The organism is Sphingopyxis granuli NBRC 100800 (genome assembly GCF_001591045.1).
Classification (GTDB): domain Bacteria; phylum Pseudomonadota; class Alphaproteobacteria; order Sphingomonadales; family Sphingomonadaceae; genus Sphingopyxis; species Sphingopyxis granuli.
In genome coordinates, this window is sequence record NZ_BCUA01000025.1 from 26,804 (window position 1) to 48,334 (window position 21,531).

Annotated in this window: 23 protein-coding genes; 9 read left to right on the forward strand and 14 right to left on the reverse strand. The window is 64.7% G+C overall.

Going from position 1 to position 21,531, the window contains the following annotated elements; translation table 11 throughout:
• Positions 1–30: 30 nt before the first annotated feature.
• The 10 genes from SGR02S_RS08270 to SGR02S_RS08310 form a co-directional block, all read right to left on the reverse strand.
• The gene (locus tag SGR02S_RS08270; RefSeq protein WP_067107880.1) at positions 31–444 is read right to left on the reverse strand and encodes a hypothetical protein; all 414 of its coding nucleotides are present in this window, start codon (positions 442–444) and stop codon (positions 31–33) included.
• A 152-nt stretch (positions 445–596) separates the two neighbouring features.
• Positions 597–1,001 carry a hypothetical protein gene (locus SGR02S_RS08275; protein ID WP_082797034.1) on the reverse strand — a complete coding sequence of 135 codons (405 nt, stop codon included), beginning with the start codon at positions 999–1,001 and terminating at the stop codon, positions 597–599.
• Between the two features lie 72 nt (positions 1,002–1,073).
• Complete coding sequence (locus tag SGR02S_RS08280) at positions 1,074–1,760, reverse strand: MgtC/SapB family protein (RefSeq protein ID WP_067107887.1); 687 nt, start codon at positions 1,758–1,760, stop codon at positions 1,074–1,076.
• A 316-nt stretch (positions 1,761–2,076) separates the two neighbouring features.
• Complete coding sequence (locus SGR02S_RS20235) at positions 2,077–2,253, reverse strand: hypothetical protein (RefSeq protein ID WP_169799659.1); 177 nt, start codon at positions 2,251–2,253, stop codon at positions 2,077–2,079.
• A gap of 575 nt (positions 2,254–2,828) precedes the next feature.
• On the reverse strand, positions 2,829–3,110 hold the full coding sequence (locus SGR02S_RS08285) for a DUF6894 family protein (protein WP_067107890.1): 282 nt from the start codon (positions 3,108–3,110) through the stop codon (positions 2,829–2,831).
• Between the two features lie 36 nt (positions 3,111–3,146).
• Positions 3,147–3,902, reverse strand: coding sequence for a Crp/Fnr family transcriptional regulator (locus SGR02S_RS08290; RefSeq protein WP_067107893.1), 756 nt, complete (start codon positions 3,900–3,902; stop codon positions 3,147–3,149).
• 421 nt (positions 3,903–4,323) lie between these two features.
• A complete protein-coding gene (locus SGR02S_RS08300; RefSeq protein WP_255211419.1) occupies positions 4,324–5,433 on the reverse strand; it encodes an NAD(P)/FAD-dependent oxidoreductase in 1,110 nt (369 codons plus the stop codon).
• A gap of 329 nt (positions 5,434–5,762) precedes the next feature.
• Positions 5,763–5,930: a hypothetical protein gene (locus SGR02S_RS20040; protein ID WP_156483013.1), complete on the reverse strand. Its 168-nt coding sequence runs from the start codon at positions 5,928–5,930 to the stop codon at positions 5,763–5,765.
• A gap of 239 nt (positions 5,931–6,169) precedes the next feature.
• Positions 6,170–6,664 carry a hypothetical protein gene (locus SGR02S_RS08305; RefSeq protein WP_067107903.1) on the reverse strand — a complete coding sequence of 165 codons (495 nt, stop codon included), beginning with the start codon at positions 6,662–6,664 and terminating at the stop codon, positions 6,170–6,172.
• A 98-nt stretch (positions 6,665–6,762) separates the two neighbouring features.
• Positions 6,763–8,913 (reverse strand): catalase, encoded by a 2,151-nt coding sequence (locus SGR02S_RS08310; RefSeq protein ID WP_218000122.1) that lies wholly within the window; start codon positions 8,911–8,913, stop codon positions 6,763–6,765.
• A gap of 182 nt (positions 8,914–9,095) precedes the next feature.
• Between SGR02S_RS08310 and SGR02S_RS08315 the strand changes: the two genes are divergently transcribed.
• From SGR02S_RS08315 to SGR02S_RS08325, 3 genes are read left to right on the forward strand one after another with little or no spacing between them, the layout of a single operon-like run.
• Entirely contained in the window at positions 9,096–10,598 is a 1,503-nt protein-coding gene (locus SGR02S_RS08315) for a sensor histidine kinase (protein ID WP_067107907.1), read from the forward strand.
• On the forward strand, positions 10,591–11,037 hold the full coding sequence (locus SGR02S_RS08320) for a response regulator (RefSeq protein WP_067107910.1): 447 nt from the start codon (positions 10,591–10,593) through the stop codon (positions 11,035–11,037). Before SGR02S_RS08315 ends, SGR02S_RS08320 begins: the two co-directional genes overlap by 8 nt.
• On the forward strand, positions 11,034–12,113 hold the full coding sequence (locus SGR02S_RS08325) for a sensor histidine kinase (RefSeq protein WP_255211420.1): 1,080 nt from the start codon (positions 11,034–11,036) through the stop codon (positions 12,111–12,113). The genes SGR02S_RS08320 and SGR02S_RS08325 overlap by 4 nt, the downstream gene beginning before the upstream one ends.
• Positions 12,114–12,213: 100 nt before the next feature.
• On the opposite strand, the gene SGR02S_RS20550 is transcribed toward SGR02S_RS08325, so the two are convergent.
• Positions 12,214–12,348 carry an entericidin A/B family lipoprotein gene (locus tag SGR02S_RS20550; RefSeq protein ID WP_082737170.1) on the reverse strand — a complete coding sequence of 45 codons (135 nt, stop codon included), beginning with the start codon at positions 12,346–12,348 and terminating at the stop codon, positions 12,214–12,216.
• 269 nt (positions 12,349–12,617) lie between these two features.
• Positions 12,618–12,860: a sensor histidine kinase gene (locus SGR02S_RS20700; RefSeq protein WP_082797036.1), complete on the reverse strand. Its 243-nt coding sequence runs from the start codon at positions 12,858–12,860 to the stop codon at positions 12,618–12,620.
• Positions 12,861–12,893: 33 nt separating this feature from the next.
• Here SGR02S_RS20700 and SGR02S_RS08330 point away from each other — a divergent pair, with 33 nt between their 5' ends.
• Complete coding sequence (locus SGR02S_RS08330) at positions 12,894–13,190, forward strand: alpha-hydroxy-acid oxidizing protein (protein ID WP_424539279.1); 297 nt, start codon at positions 12,894–12,896, stop codon at positions 13,188–13,190.
• Positions 13,191–13,295: 105 nt separating this feature from the next.
• The gene (locus SGR02S_RS08335; protein ID WP_067107915.1) at positions 13,296–15,113 is read left to right on the forward strand and encodes a DUF885 domain-containing protein; all 1,818 of its coding nucleotides are present in this window, start codon (positions 13,296–13,298) and stop codon (positions 15,111–15,113) included.
• Between the two features lie 12 nt (positions 15,114–15,125).
• Here SGR02S_RS08335 and SGR02S_RS08340 read toward each other — a convergent pair whose 3' ends face one another.
• Positions 15,126–15,878 (reverse strand): hypothetical protein, encoded by a 753-nt coding sequence (locus SGR02S_RS08340; RefSeq protein ID WP_067107918.1) that lies wholly within the window; start codon positions 15,876–15,878, stop codon positions 15,126–15,128.
• Positions 15,879–16,049: 171 nt separating this feature from the next.
• Between SGR02S_RS08340 and SGR02S_RS08345 the strand changes: the two genes are divergently transcribed.
• Positions 16,050–16,730, forward strand: coding sequence for a murein L,D-transpeptidase catalytic domain family protein (locus SGR02S_RS08345; protein ID WP_067107938.1), 681 nt, complete (start codon positions 16,050–16,052; stop codon positions 16,728–16,730).
• 79 nt (positions 16,731–16,809) lie between these two features.
• Positions 16,810–18,240, forward strand: coding sequence for a L,D-transpeptidase family protein (locus SGR02S_RS08350; protein WP_255211421.1), 1,431 nt, complete (start codon positions 16,810–16,812; stop codon positions 18,238–18,240).
• Positions 18,241–18,348: 108 nt separating this feature from the next.
• On the opposite strand, the gene SGR02S_RS08355 is transcribed toward SGR02S_RS08350, so the two are convergent.
• Positions 18,349–19,038, reverse strand: a complete 690-nt coding sequence (locus tag SGR02S_RS08355; protein WP_067107924.1) for an alternative oxidase — start codon at positions 19,036–19,038, stop codon at positions 18,349–18,351.
• Between the two features lie 100 nt (positions 19,039–19,138).
• Between SGR02S_RS08355 and SGR02S_RS08360 the strand changes: the two genes are divergently transcribed.
• Complete coding sequence (locus SGR02S_RS08360; RefSeq protein WP_255211422.1) at positions 19,139–20,665, forward strand: two-component system sensor histidine kinase NtrB; 1,527 nt, start codon at positions 19,139–19,141, stop codon at positions 20,663–20,665.
• Entirely contained in the window at positions 20,655–21,272 is a 618-nt protein-coding gene (fixJ, locus tag SGR02S_RS08365) for a response regulator FixJ (protein WP_067107927.1), read from the forward strand. The genes SGR02S_RS08360 and fixJ overlap by 11 nt, the downstream gene beginning before the upstream one ends.
• Positions 21,273–21,531 lie beyond the last annotated feature (259 nt).

Sequence of the window (21,531 nt, forward strand, 5' to 3'; positions counted from 1 at the left end):
GGTCCGGCTTTGATGAGTAGCCGGACTTGTTCAACGGCTGATGCATGCACCACGGCTTGCTGAGCGGCAATAAGGGAGGCGAAGGACACGGTGATCGAGCTTGAGTGTGCCGCTCAGGCTCTTGAAGACCGAACCGCCCTTGACCAGCAGGCTCGCGATCGAGACGCGGATCGTACCGTCGGTTAGCCCCATCTTTTCGAGATTGATCCTCGTGTCGGGGAGGATGCGCGGACCGATCCGGGCTTCCTTTGCACGAGCGGCAGCGAGACCGGCGTCGTCGGCGAGGTCGTCGAAATCGAGCTGTGGCGCGTCGATGGTCGCATCGATTTTCGTTCGGCCGTCGCGCTTGAGGACGGTCGCCTTGGCGCGGATCGCCGAGCGGCCGACCGAAGAGCCCCGCCTCGGCGATATGATCGAGTTGCTTGAGGCTTGTTCCCCGCGCACGCATGGTCATTGTCATCGCGCTCGTGTCGAGCGGTGCCGCCATCGTGCCTTATGCGCGTCCAGCGCGGCAGCGCCGCGAACTTGTCCGCGATGGGCGCGGCGCCCCGATCCTGGCGCCATGGCTAATCCCAGGTTTGATCGCGACGTGTCGATCACGCGGGGGGCAGCTTGACCTCGGGCAGGCTTGCAAGGTCGGCCTTGGTCATCGACGTCTGAAGATCGGTGTCGTCTCCGCGAACGACGACCTTGAGGCCGGTGATCGGGACATGGACATAGCGATCCGGCCCCGCGCCATCGAGTTCGACGAGCAGGCGATCGACCTTGTTGTCGGCCCCGCGTTCGACCTTCGCGACGTCGGCAAGTTCCTTGCCGTCAGCACCTATGATATCGGCATCGAGCAGCTGTGCTTCGCTGAGGCCGAGGGCTGCGGGTACGGGACCCGCGACGGTGGCGCTTGTCTCGGCGGAGCGCTCAAGCTTGTCTTCGGCTGCTTCATTCTTGTCGGAGCAGGCGGCGAGGAGGATGGCCGGGGCGGCGAGGGTGAGAATCATGCGCATCGTCATTCCTTTGCTTGCGAACAAGTTGAACGTCTCCCCGCGAAGAGGGTTGCAGACTTCGCCGTTTCCCTGTCAGGCCTGTTGCGGGCGGATTTCGAACCCGATGATATCGGCGTCGGCCGACCAGTCTGTCGCAAGCTCCTCCGCGCGGCTTTCGGTGTATCCGCCCGCGATCGCGGTGAAGCTGTGCTGATCGCCGTCGAGCGCCTGGTCGATCGTGATCGACGTGAGGTGCTTCGCCGCGAGCAGGTCGCCAAAGCCGCCCAGCGTCATGGCGCTGCCGCGACGATATATGGCCCTGATATGCGCGATCCGTCGCTGAGGCGCGTAACGTTCGGTGACCGAGACCGCCGCCAGCACGGCGAGCGTGGCGGCGCCGCCGAAAATCGCGAGCTGGTAGAAGCCTATCCCGAACAACATGCCGAGCGTTGCCGTGGTCCAGAGCGAGGCGGCCGTCGTCAGCCCGCGCACGTTGAAGCCTTCGCGGAAGATGACGCCGCCGCACAGGAAGCCGATGCCGGTCAAGATGCCATGCGCCATGCGGACCGGGTCGATGCGGATGACATCGGACGGCGCATCGTTGAGCCACGCCATCTGATGCACGGCGGACAGCATCAGCAGGCAGCACGAGAGCGAAACGAGGATGTGCGTGCGGAGACCCGCAGGGCTGGCTCGATACTCGCGTTCGGCGCCGATTATCGCGCCGGCCAGCGTGGCGCCGGCAATCGGCCAGATCAGGTCGGGGTCAAAAAGGTCCATGTTCGGTTACCGCTCGGGGCGAACTTAGGTTCCTTGGCACGAGTATAACGCATCGTGGTGTCCGGCCCAAAAGGTAAAGCCCCGCTGCACGAAGCGGCGGGGCTCTCCTGAAGTCCGATCCGGAGATCGGGACTTGCGGAAAAGAAACCGGTGAGAATGCGAAAGGTTGCATGACGCGTCAGAAACTTTGCGTTCGGAGGGAAGATGGCGCGGCCTGTTCGGCTGCACGACGGTCGCATGATGGCGATGGTCAAGAAAACGGCCCGCCGAAGCGGGCCGAGGACGCAGCGTCGAGGTCGGCTGCGAGGGGAAAGGTTCAGTTTTCGGTGCCGGGCTTGCCGGTTTTGGGCAGCTTGCCATCCTCGATCCGGCCTTCGTTGCGAAGGTCGCGGCCTTCCTGCGCCTTGCGCTGGCTTTCGGGGGAATCGCCATTTTCATAGGCTTCTTCCTTCACATAGCCGGCGGCTTCCTTGGCTTTACCTTTGATGCTCATGATGATCTCCTCTTGCAGGGGGCATGAGGACAACTGGCGTTGCCGTGGCGAGTTGCGTGTCGACAGGGAGTCGCACGAGAGAATTTGCATTCGTCCTAACCTAGATCAGGTCGGCGCCTGCGAAGGGAACAATGATGGCTTTCATGCGTCGTTGCCGGTTCCGTTCTTCCGACTTGATCCAGGTTGTGTCGCGAGACGCGCGATGCGCTTATCACCGCTGCTCTTCATGCGTTCCTGGCGACCCGGGAGCGTTCGAGGGGGGCTTCCAGCGCATAGCGATATGCCTCTGGAACCCGGAAAGGCTCCGCCGGAAGGCGGGGCCTTTCTCGCGCGGTCAGACGCCGCGCATCCTTCCTGGCCTTCGGCAAACCATTCGCCGAGCGCGCGCGATTGTTCCTCCCCGAGGCGCGAGAGCGGGACATCGACATCGCGGTGGTCGAGCGCGATGCGGAGGTCTCCCGCGGCGTCGGCGGCATCGCGCGCGACATTGCCCGCGCTTTGCCCATACCGGACGACCCAAAGGATCGAGGGCCAGCGCGGCGTCATAGGGGGAGACTGAATGCCGTCACCGAGCTTCAACGCTGCGTATCGGTGAGGCGTTGGTTTTCGGCGCGTGTGCCCGGTTGCCAATCGACGCTGATCGCGTTGAGGACGATTGCGAAGCGGAGGTGGCCGTCTTCGGCAGTGACGTTGATGCGCAAATTCTCGTCGGCGAGGAGCAGGTCGGGGTCGTCGCCGAGCAATCCGCAGCAATAGTGAACCGCCTCTCGCCGGGCGGCCAGGTCATCGGCAAGCTCATGACCCTGCTCGTCGATCTCCTGCGTGCCGTCGCAAACATGAAAATAATATCGGGGCATCGCAGGCTCTCTCCTGATGTCTTGCCGCCCCGGTTGCTAAACGAGCGAATCCAACGTTCGATGCAGGTAAACATCAGAAAAATCGGCTATTCGTCGCAACGTGTCGACATCGCCGATCGTGAGGCGGCGCGACACGCGTTTGACCGCGCCTTCCTTCTCCAGAATCTTGATCGTGCGGTTGATGTGAACGGGCGTCAGGCCGAGCAGGTCGGCGAGTTGCTCCTGGGTCAGCGGAAATTCAAAGGCGCCAACTTCTTCGAGCGCGATCTGCTGCACGCGATAATAAAGCTCGCACAGCAGGTGAGCGAGGCGCCCGAGGGCGTTGCGGCGGCCGATATTGAGCAGCCACTCGCGGCTGATCGAGCCTTCGATCAGAATGTCGACGATGATGGCGCGCGCGATATTGGGCCTTGGCGCGACGAGCGCTTCAAAATCCTTCTGGGCGAAGACCGCAAGCTCGACGGGGGTAAGGGCCTGGAGGTTGTGGTCGGCGATATCGACGTAGAGGGACTGGAAGTCGAGCGCATCGCCCGGAATCTTGAGCGCGACGATCTGGCGTCCGCCATCGGCCGAGGTCTTCTGGCGATACGCAAAGCCGCTGAGAAGCACGGGGCAAACCTTCGCGAGGTCGCCTTCGCGCAAGATATATTCGTTAGGCTCGAGCCGTCGCAAACTGAAGGGCAGGGAAGCTATCGCCTGCTGGTCGTCGGTCGACAGCCGGCTATGGCTGAGCAGTTTGCGAATGAAGATACCGAGCCGGTCCTCCTTGGACTTGAAGGGATCGTCACCCATCCAGCGTACCGATGAGGGCATAAGGCGTTTCGAACCCGTTCCAGAATTTCCGATCGTGCATGCCATAAGAACATCGGCAGGGCCGATGCGGTTCCGGCCCGCAGCATGGCGGACCATGCCGACACGCTATGGCCGCGTATGCGGAAGGGCGAAGCAACATGGGTTAAGTCGAAACGACCTCCCTCGATATTATCCCAACCGCGTAGCATGAATGGGCGAGGGGCTTTGATGCACGAGGACACGAGACGCGGCTGAATGGCCGTCGTCCTTGACGGCCCGCTTCTGGCCGCGGCGCGTGAACCAGACGAGCGCGGCGAGCACGCCGACGCCAAGCAGCTTTCCGAACCCCGATGTCCTTGCCTGTGATATCATGTTCCTGTCCTTATCGCCTGTCGTTGCTGCATGCCTGCGCGCCGCCCGTTCAGAATATCCGACGGAATCCGAAAAGGTCGCTGTCGGGGTCGCGCGCACCGCAAATTTCCGAGCGCAATATCTGAGCGGCCATCATCGAGAAGGTGATGCCATTGCCGCCATATCCCATCGCCGAATAGCAGTTCGGCATCCGCGGCACGCGCCCGACGGTCGGTGTCCCGAGCGGGCTATTGCCGAAGCTGCCTGCCCAGGCGAAGGCGGGCGTGGGATCGATCGCGGGAAGCAAGGCCGCGAGCTTGCGCGTCAGGATTTTCGTCTTGGCCGCAAGCCTGGCGTCGCGTTCGCCGGCGCTCGCGATTTCCTCATCTTCCCCGCCGCAGATCACCGCGCCCTCGGGCGTTGTCCGGATATAGAGATAGGGATCGGACGCCTCCCAGATCATCGCACCGTCCCGCCAGAGGGCTTCGGGCTGTGGCCGCGTCGCGATTACCCAGGTCGACATGATATGGTTGCCGAGCCTCGGTACGCCCTTCATCATCTCATATCCGGTCGCAAAGACGGCATGCCGAGCCTGCACATGTGCGCCCCGATCACTCTCGAGCGTCACGCCCTTTTGCGCCGCGTCGACGCGCACGATCTCGCTATGCGGATGGATCCGTGCACCGCGCTTCGCGGCGACCCCCAGATAGGCTGCTGCCATCGCGCGCGGGTCGGCGCAGTAGTTGCCGAAGCCGACGATCGCATGGCGCCGCCTGATCCCGTAGCGCCGCTCGGTCTCGGCGGGTCCGATGAGTTCGACCTCGAATCCGGCCCTGCGCCTTGCGTCGGCCTCGGCCGCCAGCTGCGCAGGATCGAGGCGGTCGCCGTCGAGATAGAGCGAGGGGCGCGTTGCAGCACCGACCTCGAGTCCGAGCCGCTCGGTGCGCGCGCGAAGGGCCTCGACGGCCAGGTAGGAGCGCCGCCAGATGCGCATCGCCCGCTCCCAGCCGATGCGCTCCGCCATCTGCGAGAGCGGCGTGTCGAGTTCATATTGGAGTAGCGCGGTGGAAGCCGGGGTCGATCCCTCCGCGATGCCGCGCCGGTCGAGGATCATCACGTCGAGCCCCGCCTCGGTCAGGGCCTCGGCAATCAGCGCGCCCGATATACCCGCACCGATCATCGCGACGTCACAGCGCGAGCGGGACGGGAGGGGAAGGGTGGGAACCGGGGGGCGGCGGTGCTCCTGCCAGATGGTGCGCCCCGTCCTGAGGTCGCGCTCCTCGCTTGCCGACCTGCCGTCATCGCTTTTCATGATGGTCTCGTGTCGGTTCTCTATCGGCAATCGTCTCGTCCTCGATTGCCGCCTCGATTGGATCGCCGTCTTGAGCACAGTGAGGGCAGCAGAAGCATGGTCGGGCCGACCCGTCACGGCAAAAGCCGGGTCGCGCGGGAGCGACGACCCGGCCCGGAGAGCGCGACCAGCGCGCCCGCCTGTTGTTGTGCCAGGGATCAGCGGTTCTGACGATTCTCGTCGTCGCGGCCGCCCTGATTGCCGCTCTTGTCGGCGTCGCGATCGTCGCCCTGCTGGCGGCGGGCCGGATCCTGCTGTTCCTGCTGACGGTCCTGGCCGGGGTTCGGATTCGGCTGGTTGCCGCCCTGTTGATTATTCTGCGCCATGATGGCCTCTCCTGATGATGATCTGCCCGGGGGTGGGCATGGGAGAGACGCTTGGATGTTCCAGATTGTTCCTCTAATTTCATGGACTTAACATAGGTTATGACGTTCGTGAATTTCATCGGGGCTGGAACCCTGCGGCCGGAACCTTTCACTCCAGATGCTCCAACCGCCATAAGACTGCGAATGCTCTTTGTGTGGAGTGGCTCGCCGGCTTGATTCCCGACGCTGGTCAATGAGACCTATCTCCGGGCGGTCATCAGCGGCGCAGTCGTGCCGCGATGAATCGTCATGGTCACGGTGCCGAGACCTGCGGCGGGAATTACCCTCATCCTCTCGTTGGCGATCCCGCGATCTTCGAGGAGGCGCGCGAGCGTGGTTGCCTGCGCCTCGTCGCCTGCGAGTTCGATCGTCGCGGCGGGCGCAGCGCGCAGGATCGTCGCGAGATCGGCGGCGCGGCCGAGGCCCTTGCTGGTGAGTGTGGGCTGCGTCTCGTGAAATCCGGTGAACTGAAAGTCCGCGCTGCCGCCCTCGCGGTTTGCCAGCCATTCGGAGACGCGCCGGGACAGCGAACCTGTCGCCGCGGCCATGGTCGACCCGTCGGGCAGGACCACTAGACTGTTGGCCGGACGAACGGAGGACGCAGCCTCGACGCTTTCCGCGCCACACGACTGGAGAGCAAGCGTGGCCGCGGCGATCGAAAGTGCGGAGGTCATGAGAAGGAGAAAACGCGTCATCTGACTATCCCGTTGATACGAGATCGAAACGCACGGAATCGCTCGGTGTTGCGCCGAGCGCGGGGCGTTTTTCGGTCTTCATGTCCCGCTATGGGCCGCTAGGCGAGATCGCGCACTTTCGGCTCGCGGTCCCAGTGGCGCTGCGTCCCGACCTTGATGAAATCGGCAAGCGCGACGATACCTTCGTCAGGCTCGACCCCGGCCTTGTCGAGCAGAACCTGGCTCGCTTCGTCGTGCGCGATGGTCTTGCAATGGCCATAGGCGTCCATGAACCATTGGACGGCGGTGCCTTCACGCGTCAGCTTTTCGGCGGCGGCTGCGGTGAGCACCGAGGCGACGGCGTCGAACAGCACCGATGGCGATCCCGCCAGCTGACCATCGGCCTTGAGCAATCCGGTCGAGACCGGAATGCCGCCGACCTTGGGAGCGACGAGGAAGGCGCTTCCGCCCGCTTTCTCGATCTGTTTCTTGAGCTTGTCGATGGCAGAAGCGTCGGAGCCCTCCGCGAACAGGATCGCGACCTTGCGCCCCCTGACGTCGGGCCGTGCGTCCTTCTGGATCGAGAGCGCGTCGGAAGGCGCCATGTCGATGGGCGTCTTTGCCGGCTTGATCCTGGCAGGCAGATCGATCGCGAGTCCGTTGGCGACACGCTTCGCAAGATCCTCGTCGATATTGCGGAGCTGCCCGACGACGCGCGCGCGAACATGATCGAGCGTGACCTTCGAGAGTTCGAATACCAGCGCCGAGGCGATATGCGCCTGCTCATTCCCGGTCTGCGAGCGGTAGAAGAGCCGCGCCTGGCTGAAGTGATCGGCGAAAAGGGCTGCGCGGACGCGCAGCTTCTCGGTCGGGTCGTTGCGCTCGCCGTTGGCCGGGAAGGTGGTGAAGCCCGTCTCCGGGCAAGCGCGCGGCCCGGCATCCTCGCCGGCTTCGGCGAGGCTGTTCGGCTCGTAATTCGCGCGACCCTTCGGAACGAGCGTCTGCATCATCCCGTCGCGCTGGAAATTGTGGAACGGGCATTTCGGCGCGTTGATCGGGATCTGGTGGAAGTTGGTCGTACCGAGCCGCGACTTCTGGGTATCGAGATAGGAGAAGAGGCGGCCCTGCAGCAGCGGGTCGTTACTGAAATCGATGCCGGGGACGATGTTCGAGGGAAGATAGGCGACCTGCTCGGTTTCGGCGAAGAAATTGTCGGGATTGCGGTTGAGCGTCATCCGCCCGACGATTTCGACCGGGACATCTTCTTCGGGGATGAGCTTGGTCGCATCGAGCACATCATAAGGCTGCTTGGCGGAAAAAGCCTCGTCGAAGACCTGGATGCCAAGGTCCCATTGCGGGAAGTCGCCGGCATCGATGGCCTCATAAAGATCGCGGCGCAGATAGTCGGGATCGGCGCCTGCGATCTTGACCGCCTCGTCCCACGTCGTCGACTGCAACCCGAGCACCGGCTTCCAGTGGAACTTCACGAACTTTGATTGGCCCTTCGCATTGACGAAGCGGAAGGTGTGGACGCCGAAGCCCTCGATCGTGCGGAAGCTCCGCGGGATCGCTCGGTCGGACATCGCCCACATGATCATGTGGAAGCTCTCGGGCATCAGGGAGATGAAATCCCAGAAAGTGTCGTGGGCGCTCGCCGCTTGCGGATAACCCCGGTCGGCTTCCATCTTCACGCTATGGACGAGATCGGGGAATTTCATCGCATCCTGGATGAAGAAGACCGGGATATTATTGCCGACGAGGTCCCAGTTCCCCGCCTCGGTGTAGAGCTTTACTGCAAAGCCGCGTACATCGCGCGGCGTGTCGACCGAGCCGGCGCCGCCCGCCACGGTCGAGAAGCGCACGAAGACCGGGCAGGTCTTGCCGACCTCCTGAAAGATGTCGGCCTTGGTGAGCTCGGGGATTGCGTGCGTGCATTCAAAGACGCCGTGCGCGCCCGAGCCGCGCGCATGCACGATACGCTCGGGAATGCGCTCATGGTCGAAGTGGAAGATTTTCTCGCGGAGGACAAAATCCTCGAGCAAGGTCGGGCCGCGTGTCCCAGCCCTGAGGCTGTTCTGGTTGTCGGCAATGCGGTGACCGAAATTGTCCGTGAGGTGCGCGCGGCCATCGCGCTCGTCGTCGGCGGCGATATGCTGGTGAAGTTCACCCGCATTCCCCTTGTCGACCTTGAGCGCCATCTGGCCGCTTCCGGGCTGGTGCGCGGCAAGGCTATTGTCGGTCGCGGGCGAGGGGCGGGGCTTCTTCGGCATCGGGCAGTTCCTTGATGGTTTCTTTGCCAAGCCAACGCCTGTTTTCCGCGCTGGTTTCATCGCCGCGCGAATTGCGTGAGCGGCACATAACCTATGTTAAGGAGCTTGATGCCCTTGCTTGCGTAAAGGCGGATTTTAAGACATCGATCAGGCCGCAAAGGATCGGGCCGAGGGGCAGCCAGATGGAATCGGCCAGATTATCGGCGCTTGGGCGCGACACGCGCGCGAGCCGCCTCATCATCCTTCTCCTGTCGGTCGGCTTCGCGGCGTTGCTCGTCGCGGCTGCGACCGCCTTTTACGTCCAGCGCCAGAATGAAACCGACGCGCGGATGGTCGCACACACGCTGGCCGTCGAAGCCAGCCTCGGCGCGTTCGCTAGCGCCACCGAGCGAATGGAAACCGCGCGCCGCGGTCTCATCCTCACACAAAATGCCCAGTTCGCGACGATCATCGAGGAAGCGGAGGCTAATTCGCGGGCGCAACTGGCTACGCTTGAGAAACTGATCAGCGACAACCCCGAGCAGCAGATGCGCGTCCGGACGCTGCGCGGGCACCTTGATGCCTACGCCGAACATTATAGCAAGACGCTCGGACTGCGCGGTGCCGACCGGCAGTCGCTGATCGACAGCTTCTCGAACGACCGCGGGGTGCTCGCGGTGCGCGCCTCGCGCGCGGTTGTCGAATCGATGCTTGCCGACGAGTTTGCCCTGCTTCGCGAACGGGAGGAGCGGCAGCACCGCACGCAGCGTCTTTTCACAACGACCCTGATCGCGACAGGCATCCTCCTGCTCGTGGTTGCGGCGGCGACCCTGCTTCTCGTCCGACGCAATCTGGTGGACCTGCGTAGCTCGCGCATGGAGCTTCGACGTCTCAACGAAGGGCTTGAGGAACTGGTCGATGCCCGCACCGGCGAGCTTCAGCGCGCCAATGCCGAAATCCAGCGCTTCGCCTATATCGTGTCGCATGACCTCAGGTCGCCGCTCGTCAACGTCATGGGCTTCACCGCCGAACTCGAGACCGCGCGCAAATCTATCGCGGGCTATCTCGAGAAGGGCGAGTCCGAAGGCTGGCAAGCGCCTGACGCCGCGACGCGTCTCGCGATCGAGGAGGATCTTCCGGAATCGATCGGGTTCATTCGCACCTCGACCCAGAAGATGGACCGGCTGATCAACGCGATCCTCAATCTCTCGCGCCAGGGGCGGCGCACGCTGGCTCCGGAAACGCTCGATCTTGGCGGCGTCGTGCGCGCGATCGTCGGGAGTTTGCAGCACCGGATCGACGAGACCGGCACTGTGGTCACGGTGGAGGAGCTTCCGGTAGTCGTGAACGACCGTGTCGCGGTCGAGCAGATCCTGTCGAACCTCGTCGAGAATGCGCTCAAATATCTTCAGCCGGGGCGCGCCGGGACCATAAGCGTGACGGGGGGCACCGACCTTGGGCGCGCCTGGGTATCGGTGACCGACAACGGTCGCGGCATCGAGCCGCGCGATCACGAGCGCGTGTTCGACCTCTTCCGCCGATCGGGCGTGCAGGATCAGCAGGGCGAGGGGATCGGCCTTGCGCACGCACGCGCGCTTGCCTATCGCCTCGGCGGAAATATCGAAATCCAGTCCGAATTGGGTGTGGGGTCCACCTTCCGGCTGATCCTGCCACTCGTGTGGCAAAGCGGAGAAGAGGATGACTGACCAGCAGCCCGTCAATATCGTGATGATCGAGGACGACGAGGGCCATGCGCGCCTCATCGAGAAGAATATCCGCCGTGCGGGCATCTCGAACACGATCCACCATTTCCTCGACGGTACATCGGCGCTCGAGTTTCTGTACGACGCGGCCGAGGGCCCCGTTCGCAACGGGCCGGCGCTCGTGCTGCTTGACCTCAATCTGCCCGATATGAGCGGAACCGATATTCTTGCGAAGCTCAAGGCAGACGGAAGTCCGCTACGGCGCACACCGGTCGTCGTGCTCACGACGACCGACGACAAGGTCGAGATCCAGCGCTGCTACGACCTCGGCTGCAACGTCTATATCACCAAGCCGGTGAACTACGAGAATTTCGCCGACGCCATCCGCCAGCTCGGCCTTTTCCTGTCGGTGATCCAGGTCCCCGATCCCGATCCGGCTTGAGAATTTTTCTGTCCCACATTCTGTACATCGACGACGACGATGGCATGCGCCGGCTCGCATCTCGCGCGCTCGGCCGCAAGGGCTATGACGTCAGTCTCGCGGCGAACGGCGCCGAGGGCGTCGATATGGCAAAGGCGACGGCCTTCGATCTGATTGCCGTCGATCATTATATGCCCGGACAGGACGGCCTTGCGACGCTCGAAGCGCTTCGTTCGCTCCCGGCTTGTCCGCCGGTCGTCTATGTCACCGGCTCCGAGGAGAGCCGGATCGCGGTCGCGGCGTTGAAATCGGGGGCCGATGATTATGTCGTAAAGTCGGTCGGCGAGGATTTTTTCGACCTGCTCGCGTCAAGTTTCGGACAGGTTCTCGAGCGTGCCCAGCTCCGCCGCGCGCGCGAGGAAGCCGAGGCGGAACTTCGCGCAAGCAACGCGCGGCTCGAAGCACTCCTCAAGGAAGTGAATCACCGCGTCGCGAACAACCTCCAGATGGTCATGTCGTTCGTTGCGCTCCAATCGAAGAATTTGTCCGATCCCGGTGCCCGGGAGGCGCTCCAGAAAACCCAGCAGCGGATCGCTACCGTCGCGCAGGTCAATCGGCGTCTCTACACGACCAACGATGTCGAATTCGTCGCGATGGACGACTATCTGTCGGGCCTCGCCACCGATCTTTCCGATACTTGGTCGAACGGAACGGGCGAACGACGGGTGTCTGCATCGGCCGAGGCTCTGAAGATCGCGACCGACAAGGCGGTAGCGCTTGGAATGATCGCCAATGAATGGGTCAGCAACGCGTGCAAATACGCCTATCCGGCGGGTGAAGCCGGGGAGGTCCGGATTATGCTCAACAGATTGGGGGCGTCGACCGTCGAGCTGGCGGTGGAAGATGACGGCGCCGGGATGCAGTCTGACGGCATTGCCCGGGGCACCGGGCTTGGAACTCGTCTCATCGAAGCGCTCGCACGAACGCACAAGGCGACCGTGCGATACGCGCCCGTGCATACCGCACGGGACAATCCTGGGACACGCGCGTCAATCTCGATCGAACTCCGATCCCACGAGCTTAAGGCGCCTGGTTGAAGCCGGAAGGCAATTTACGCTCAGTGCCTGGATACGGAAAGCCGACGTAATTGCCGTTCATGGGCGACTTCTGGCTCAGGCTGATGCGAGCAATTGCGGCTCAGCAGTTTCCTTTAACGCCATCAGCGCAATCTCCAGCGGATTCAATATCTTTGCCTGCACCTTCGATCGTGTTGCAGGCAGACAGGATCAGGATTGAGCCGCTAAGGGCGAAAATAGTCAGGAACCTTCTCATTTTCTCTCTCCGGGGGGTGCGGGCAAACGACCTTTCATTTGCGTTCCCATATTGCGACAACCGCCGTCCGCAATCATTGTTCCCGTGCACGGCGTCACACTAGCCGAAGCGTTCAAAATGATCGCTAGGCTGGAAAAATAGCTAGGCGCTGCTTGCAAAGCGATCCGCCGGAGATTGTATCCAAGCCATTGATTCCGAATGCGGCGTCATGTCCGCTTCATTGCGTCGATCCCCCAAAAGCGGCCTGACCGCTAAGGCCAAGCTCGGCGTTAGCGAGCCTTGGCAACAGAATGCCGAAATGGAGTGTCTACCGCCGGTAAATTGCAGCAAATTCGCAGCCCGACTGTCGTTGGCTCGATCGACACTGTTCCGCCGTGGGCGCGCATGATTGCGTCGACGAGGCTCAGGCCAAGGCCGTGCCCCGGCTTCGAGCGGCTGGCGTCGAGGCGGGTGAGGCGGCGGAAGATATGTTGATGCTCGGACAGCGGAATCCCTGGACCGTCTTCGCTCATCAGCAGGATTGCATCGCGGCCCGCCTGCTCGACATGCTCCCCGCCGTCGTTACCGCAACCGGCGGCACGCTGCCGATCCTGATGAACGGCGGCGTGCGTCAGGGAAGCGATATCGTCAAGGCACTGGCGCTCGGAGCGAAAGCGGTTCTTGTCGGCCGACCCCAATTCCACGCCCTCGCCGCCGCAGGAATAGCCGGCGCCGCCCATATGCTGCACCTGCTGAGAACCGAGCTCGAACTGGCGATGATCCAGACCGGGGTCCAGAACGTCAGATTCTTATGTAACGATCATGTCGGTCGGCGGCTCACGCGAGACATTGTCAACTTTTAGGAGGGTGATGCGAGCCCGAAAGCAGAGTAGGTTGCCGAATTTGGACTTGGCCCCGGACCGTCAATCGCGGTACCGCTGATGACAGGCAATGGAGAAAGGGGTCCGGTGCGACTATCTCGACGGGAATTCTCATGGGCGCTGGCGGCCGGTCTGGTCGCGGCGCCGGCGGCGCGGGCGGCGGGCAAGGCAGGGGAGAGCGACGCGGCGCTTACGGCCTTTCTCGATGCGGCCTTCGAGGCCGAGATCGCACTCGACCCCGAACAGCTCACCCAGCTCGGCCGCAAGGAGCAGCAGGACCGGTTCACCGATCCCAGCGATGCGGCGGCGGCGGCGCGGCTCGCGTGGCGGCGAGGCAATGTCGCCGCGATGAAGACGCAGTTCGATCGCGCGGCGCTCGGCGAAGACGCGCGGGTGTCCTACGACATGTGGGTCCTCGAACTGGAGCGCGCCGAGGCGTCGACGAAATGGCGCGGACATAATTATATCTTCGACCGCAACGGGCCGCACACCGGGCTGCCGAACTTCATGATCAACCAGCATCGCGTCGATACGCCGGCGGACATGGAAGCCTATGTGGCGCGCGTCACGGCGCTTGGTCCGACGCTCGACGCCTATCTGGAGCGGGCCACGGCGGCGGCGGCGAAGGGCGTGCGCATGCCCGGATTCGCCTATGACCAGTCGATCGAACTCGTGGGGCGCGTCATCACCGGGGCACCGTTCGGCGATGGTCCCGATACGGCGCTGTTCGCCGACGCGAAGGCGAAGGCGGCGGGCCTGGTCGCGTCGGGGCAGATCGATGCCGCCGCGGCCGACCGCTATGTCGCGCAGGTCGCCGCGGCGATGACCGGGTCGATGCAGCCTGCTTACGAGCGGCTGCGCGCCTGGCTCGCCGCCGACCGTGCCAAGGCCGCGGCCGAACCGCTCGGCGCGGGCGCGCTGCCCGATGGCGCCGCCTATTATGATGCGATGCTGCGGCTGCAGACGACGACCGGCATGACCGCCGACGAAATTCACGCGCTCGGCCTGTCCGAGGTCGCGCGCATCCGTGCCGAGATGGAGACGCTGAAGGACCGGATCGGTTTCGAGGGGAAGCTGGAGGATTTCTTCGTCTTCCTGCGCAGCGATGATCGTTTCTATGTCGCCAATGACGATGCCGGCCGCGCCGCTTATCTCAAGATGGCGGAAGCCTATCTCGACGGCATGCGCGTGCGGCTTCCCGAACAGTTCGGGCGGCTGCCCAAGGCCGACCTGATCGTCAAGCGCGTCGAGGCGTTTCGCGAGGAACCGGGCGGCGCGGCGCATTATTCGCCGGCGGCGCTCGACGGGTCGCGGCCCGGCATCTTCTATGTCCACCTCGCCGACACGCGCGCGACGCCGATTTATGAAATCGAGGGTACCGTCTATCACGAAGGCCTGCCCGGCCATCACATGCAGATCGCTCTCGCGCAGGAGATGACCGGCACCCCCGAATTCCGGAAGAATTATTTCTATGGCGCCTATGGCGAGGGCTGGGCGCTCTATGTCGAGCGGCTGGCCAAGGAGATGGGCTTCTACACCGATCCCTACAGCGATTTCGGTCGGCTGGGGCGTGAGATATGGCGCGCGATCCGGCTGGTGGTCGATACCGGCATCCACGCCAAGGGGTGGAGCGAGGCGCAGGCGCTGGCCTATTACACCGCCAATTCGCCGCAGCCCGCGGCCAAGATCCGTTCCGAAATCCGCCGCTATTTCGTGAGCCCGGGGCAGGCGACCTCGTACAAGGTCGGCATGCAGCGCATCCTGGCCTTGCGCGATCGGGCACGGACGGCGCTGGGTGCGCGATACGATCAGCGCATGTTCCACGAAATCGTGCTCGGCCGGGGCTCTGTGCCGCTGCCGGTGCTCGAAGCGCAGGTCGACCGCTGGATCGCCGCACCCGCCTGATCGCATGGGTCTCTAGCGGGGCGGTAGCGGCTGGAGATGCGCGGAATCGATATGCCAGCGAAGCTGGTCGGCGGTTGCTCCGTCCACGTTGTTGACGCGGCGCACGATATAGTGTCCGCGAAACCGCTGTAGCGCACCGGAATCGAGCGTGGCCTCGACCGTGACGGGGACGGTCAGATAAAGCGACCCGGCGGCGCCTTCGGCCTCACCTGCCGAACCGATCGTGACGTGCGTCGACCGGGTATGGGCGAAGCCCTGCCTGAATTTTTCGAGGGACTGGTTCGGCGGGCCGTCCTGACCCCATTGCAGCCAGGCGGTGGCATAGTCCCGGGCGTCGAGGGCCGCATAATAGCGCTTGACGACATCGGCGGCGGCCTCGTTGCTTCGGGGGTCGGGCCGGCAATCGGCGGGCGGCGATCCTGCCTGGCTCAGCAGCGCGCAGCTTCGGGCGATCTCGTCGTCGATCATCGGGCAGCTGTTGGCGACGTTGCAGGGCGGATGGGTCGCCGGGGACAGGGTGCGGCAGAGCTGGGCGCGGCGCTCGGCCGCCTGCCCGCCGATCTCCACGGCGCAGGACCGCGGCTCGCCGGTCGCGGCAGGCGTCGAAGGCGAAGGTGCGGCGCGCGCGACACTATCGATTGCCGGGCGCGGCGTTTCGGCCGGCTCGGGGGCGCCGGCTTGTCGATCGGCCGGTCCGCCGCACGCCGCGAGCGCCAGCGTCAGCGAAGCGAGCGGGCCCGCACATATCCTATATCGTCCGGTCATGGCGTTCGAACGCGTCGCGGATTTCAACGGTTCCTCATGGAACCACCGATGCGCGCGACGGCCCCGGTTGCGCGCCGAAACGCCGGCTTTGTACGACCGGAAGAGCGGGCCCGTCCTCCGCGGGTCGCGACCGAAGCTTCAAAAACCGCTCCTCGTGCCTACATTATGCGCATGACCGATCGTTCCTTTCCGATCGACAGACGCGCGCTCATGCTGTCGGGAACGGCGACGGCCGCCGCCGCCTTGCTCGACCGGTCCGCGGCCGTCACCGCGCCGCTTGCTCCCCATGCCCGGAATGTCGGAACGGTGCCGCCGTCGGCGTCCGCATCCGTGGCCCCCGCGTCGTTCGATCCGACCTTGCTGCGCAAAGCCCTTGCCGCGCTGGATCGTCACGCCGGGGCGGTCGTCCATCGCGATCGCATCGCGATCGTCGACTTCTCCGCGCCGTCATCGGAAGCGCGTCTGCATTTTCTCGACGTCATCAAGGGAGAGCGGTCGAGCCTGCTCGTCGCCCACGGCGCGGGCTCGGATCCCGGGCATACGGGTTTCCTGCAGCGCTTCTCGAATGATTTCGGTTCCAACGCGTCGAGCGAAGGGGCCTTTCTGACCGGCGACTATTATGTCGGAAAGCATGGGCGGTCGCAGCGGCTTGCCGGACTCGATCCGACGAATGACAATGCCCGGGGGCGCGCGATCGTGATCCATTCGGCATGGTATGCGAACTCCGACATCCTTGCCGCGCATGGGAAACTGGGGCGCAGCCAGGGCTGTTTCGCGGTCGGCGAACATGAACTGGACCGCGTCTTCGGCTTCCTGGGCGAAGGGCGGCTTCTCTATGCCGCAAAGGCCTGAAACGACCACCGCTTTTGCATCTCGCGGGAACGCTGCCTAAGCGCCTCGCGTTATCTCCTTCCATTGCAAGGAGATATTCGTGCGGAAATTGATGTTGGCCGGCTCGCTGCTGGCGCTGGCGCTGACCGGATGCGGCAATCCTTCGGCGAACGGCGATGCGCAATCGAACGCGGCGGCGGCCACCATCCGCTGGAACGAGGCGGCGGTCGGGCAGTTGCGCAAAGCCATCGAACGGCGCGCGGCGCACGGTCTCGACCATATGCGCTTTGCGGTCGAGGGGCAGGTGGGAAGCGCCGAGGGCGAAAAGGCGCTGACCCAAAGCGCGCTCCGCTACGCCTCGGCGGTCGCGCGCGGTGCGACCGATCCGGCCAAATTGCAGGATATCTATACGATCCCCCGTCCCGAAGCCGATCTGCGGCCCGGTCTGGCCGGGGCGCTGTCCGATAGGAAGCTGGACGATTGGATCGATAGTCTTGCGCCCCAAAACGACCAGTATCGCCAGCTTTCGAAAGCCTATCTCGCGCTGCGCGGGTCGGGTGACAAGGCGGCCGCCATCCCCGATACCAAGCCGCTGAAACCCGGCGCGACCGATCCCCGCGTCCCGGCCATCGCGGCGCAGCTCGTCGCGTCCGGCTATCTCGACCGCGCAGAGGGGCAGGGGACCCGATACACGCCGGCGATGGTCCGTGCCGTGCAGCATATGCAGATCGATTACGGCATCGAGCCCGACGGGGTGATCGGCGGCGAGGCGCTCGAAATCCTCAACCTGTCCGATGCCGACCGGGCCCGCGCGCTCGCGGTCGCGATGGAACGGATGCGCTGGCTCGAACGGACGCCGCCCGCGACGCGCATCGACGTCAATATCGCCGCGGGGCGGCTGGCCTATTGGCGCGATGGAAAGCTGGCCGATACGCGCAAGGTGGTCGTGGGAAAACCGGGGAAGGAAACGCCCCAGCTCGGATCGCCGATCTACCGGCTCGTCGCCAATCCGACCTGGACGGTGCCGCGCTCGATCCAGAACGGAGAGATCGCGAAGAAGGGATCGGCCTATCTTCGCCGCAACGACATGGCGTGGAAGGACGGCTGGATCGTGCAGCAGCCGGGGCCCCAGAATGCGCTGGGGCTGGTCAAGTTCGACATGAAGAACGAGCATTCGATCTATTTGCACGACACCCCCGCCAAATCGCTGTTCGACGAGGTGCAGCGGCAGCGCAGCCACGGCTGCGTCCGGGTCGAGGACGCGCTCGGCTTCGCGCAGATGCTGGCGCGCGACGAGGGTATCCTCGACGAATGGCAGAAGGCGCGCGCGACGGGGAAGGAAAGCTTCGTCAACCTGCCGCGTGCGATACCGGTGCGGCTCTATTACCAGACCGTGCTGTTCGACGATGCGGGCGAGCCGGTCGTCCGCGCCGATCCCTATGGCTGGAACGGCGCCGTCGCCGCGGCGCTCGGCTTTCCCGAAAGGCAGGGCTTCAGATTGCGCGCCTCCGGCAACGATATCGGACCGTAAAATCGACGGTCCGACGCATCTTCCATCATGTCGGCCACCTGTCCGCTTCGCCGGATTTCGGCAACGGGAGCAGGGTGGGGCCTGCTCCCGGCACGATGGCGACGTGTGTCAGGCCGCCTTCTTCCAGTTCGGTTCGAGCGTCACGTGCGGCGGGCATTCGGCGATCCGGCCGACCGGGAGGCCCGCAAGCTCGCTGGCGAAGCCGTGGTTCACGTCGCGGTGGTGGGCTTCGTCGGCGCGCACGACCAGCACCACGTCGCGAAGCGTCGCGTCGTCGGGCAGGCCCCAATATTGCCTGGCGATCGCGGGCGCCGGGACGTTGGGACTGCGCCCCTCGTCGATCTCGGCCAGGTAGTGCGTATAGCTGATCACCGCCTCTTCCTCGAAATAGCCCACCACGCGGTGCGCCGTCTTCGAACTGACGAGATAGAGTGCGAAGAAGCAGAGGTAGAACACCCACTGGACGCCGATGATCACCGCCCGTTCGAACAGCGTCGGCTTGGAGATTTCGATGAACGTCATCAGGTGCATGCGTTCATTCTCGGCCTCGTCCATCAGCGTCTTGATCCAGCCCTTGTCGTCGCACATGCGGCGGAGGCAGGCGAGGTGGTTGATCGTCGCGCCGACCATGCCGGGCACCGCGGCGACCGTTTCGAGCACGACCGCGCGGTGGCCGTAGCGCTCGGCGAAGAAGGTGTCGGCGCACCAGCGGAGCGCCTTGGTGAAGCCATAGGCGATCCGGTCAGAGAAGCCCTGCGGCTTGTGATGAACGCCAAGATCGATGAAAGGTACGGACATTGGAATATCTCCACGGGACGGCGCGGGGGTTGCGATGCCGTCGATGGAGGCCGATTTAGGGGCTGTGTCGGATCGCGAACATTCGGATGATGCCCCTAGCGTGCATCCCCTAGGGGATTTCCCGGAGGCGCAGCGGGCGCGCTTCACGAGCCGTTTCCTTCCGCGCCTTTCGGCCGCGGCGGGATTCGCGGTCGCGCTGTTCTTCCTCGCCGGCGGCATCGGGGTGCGCCTGATGTTCGCCGATGCGCTGGGGCCGCGCGCGACCTTCATCTTCTTCGTTCCCGGCGTCGTCGTCGCGGGCGCGCTGTCGGGGCTTCGCGCCGGCGCTCTCGCCGCGCTCGCGGGGGCGGCGGCGGGGCTGTGGTGCGATGCGCAGGCGGGGCCGGTAGAAGGCGGCAGCCTGATCGCGGCGGGCGCCTTCGTCGCGATCTCGCTCGCGATCGCGACCGGCGGCGAATGGTTCCAGCGCGCGCGGATCGAAACCGAGGCCGCCGCGGCGGGGCTCGCCAACCGCGAGGCGCATCTGCGGTCGGTCCTCGAAACGGTTCCCGACGCCATCGTCGTGATCGACGAGGCGGGCCAGATCCGCGATTTCAGTCCGGCGGCCGAGCGGATGTTCGGCTGGCCGGCCGGCGAGGCGGTCGGGCGCAACGTCCGCATGCTGATGCCCGAACCCTATCGCAGCGCGCACGACGGCTATCTGGAGCGCTATTACCGGACGGGCGAGAAGCGCATCATCGGCAAGGGCCGGGTCGTCGTCGGCCAGCGGCGCGACGGCGCGACCTTTCCGATCGAGCTGTCGGTCGGCGAAATCCGGGCGGCCGGCGAGCGGCATTTCACCGGCTTCATCCGCGACCTGACCGAGCGCCAGAAGGCCGAGGCGCGGCTGCAGGAGCTTCAGGGCGAACTCGTCCACGTCTCGCGGCTCACCAGCCTCGGCGAGATGGCATCGGCGATCGCGCACGAGATCAACCAGCCGCTTTCGGCGATCGCGAACTACCTCAAGGGCAGCCGCATGCTGCTCGGGCGCGAGGAGGTGCCGCGCGAGCGGGTGGCCGAAGCGGTCGAGCGGGCGGCGGCCGAAGCGTTACGCGCCGGCGACATCATCCGGCGCCTGCGCGAATTCGTGGCGCGCGGCGAGACCGAGCGGACGGTCGAAAGCCTGCCCAAGCTGGTCGAGGAAGCGAGCGCGCTCGCGCTGGTGGGCGCACGCGAACATGATATTCGCGTCCGCTTCGTCTTCGATCCCGAAGTCGAACTCGTGCTCGCCGACAAGGTGCAGATCCAGCAGGTGGTGCTCAACCTGGTGCGCAATGCCGTCGATGCGCTCGCGGAATCGGGGCGGGCACCGCGCGAGCTGGAGGTGCGGATCGACCGCGAGGGCGACATGGCGCGCGTCGGCGTGACCGACAATGGGCCGGGTATCGCCCCCGACATCGCGGCGCGGCTGTTCCAGCCCTTCATCACCAGCAAGCGCACCGGGATGGGGGTGGGCCTCTCCATTTCGCGCACGATCGTCGAGGCGCATGGCGGCAAGATCTGGGCCGAGGAAGCCTCCGGCGGCGGCGCGCGTTTCAGCTTTACGTTGCAGATGGTGGACAGGAAGGAACTGGAAGATGGCGAGTGAACCGATCGTCTATGTGATCGACGATGACGACGGCGTTCGCGGCTCGCTCGAATTCCTGCTCGATTGCGCGGGCCTGCGCGTTCGCGGCTTCGCATCGGCCGATGCCTTCCTGAAGGCGTCGCCGCCGCTGGACGGTGCGTGCGTGGTCACCGACGTCCGCATGCCCGGAACCACCGGCATCGAATTGCTGGAGGCGCTGCACGCGCGCGGCGGCGCCCCCGCCGTGATCGTGGTCACCGGCCATGCCGATGTTCCGCTGGCGATCCAGGCGATGAAGGCGGGAGCAGTCGATTTCATCGAAAAGCCGTTCGACGACGAGGTCATCCTGTCGGCGATCCGCCGGGCGATCAGCGACCGGGCGGCCGACGCCGACGCGCGGGCCGAGCGGAATGCGATCGCCGGCCGGATCGCGACGCTGTCGACGCGCGAGCGCCAGATCATGGACCGCCTTGTCGAGGGACAGGCGAACAAGGCCATCGCCTTCGATCTGGGAATCAGCGCGCGGACGGTCGAGGTCTATCGGGCGAATGCGATGATGAAGATGCAGGCGAAGACCCTGTCCGACCTCGTCCGCATGGCGACGATCGCGCGCGTTGGCGGGGTCTAAGAAAGCTCGCTGAAGCGACGAGCGTAGAGTACCGTGCCTTGTGAACCGTTTGCCCTGAGCTTGTCGAAGCCTGTCCTGAGCGCCTGCAAGGCAGTCGAAGAGGGCGGTCCTTTCTTTCGAGGACGCAGAAGAAGGGCGGTGCTTCGACAAGCTCAGCACGAACGGCAGAAAGAATGATGCAGATGCAACGCACGACGCTCAACGGTCTGTGGGGATTCGGCGTTCGACGCGCTGCCTCATCCGTTCGTCATGCTGAACT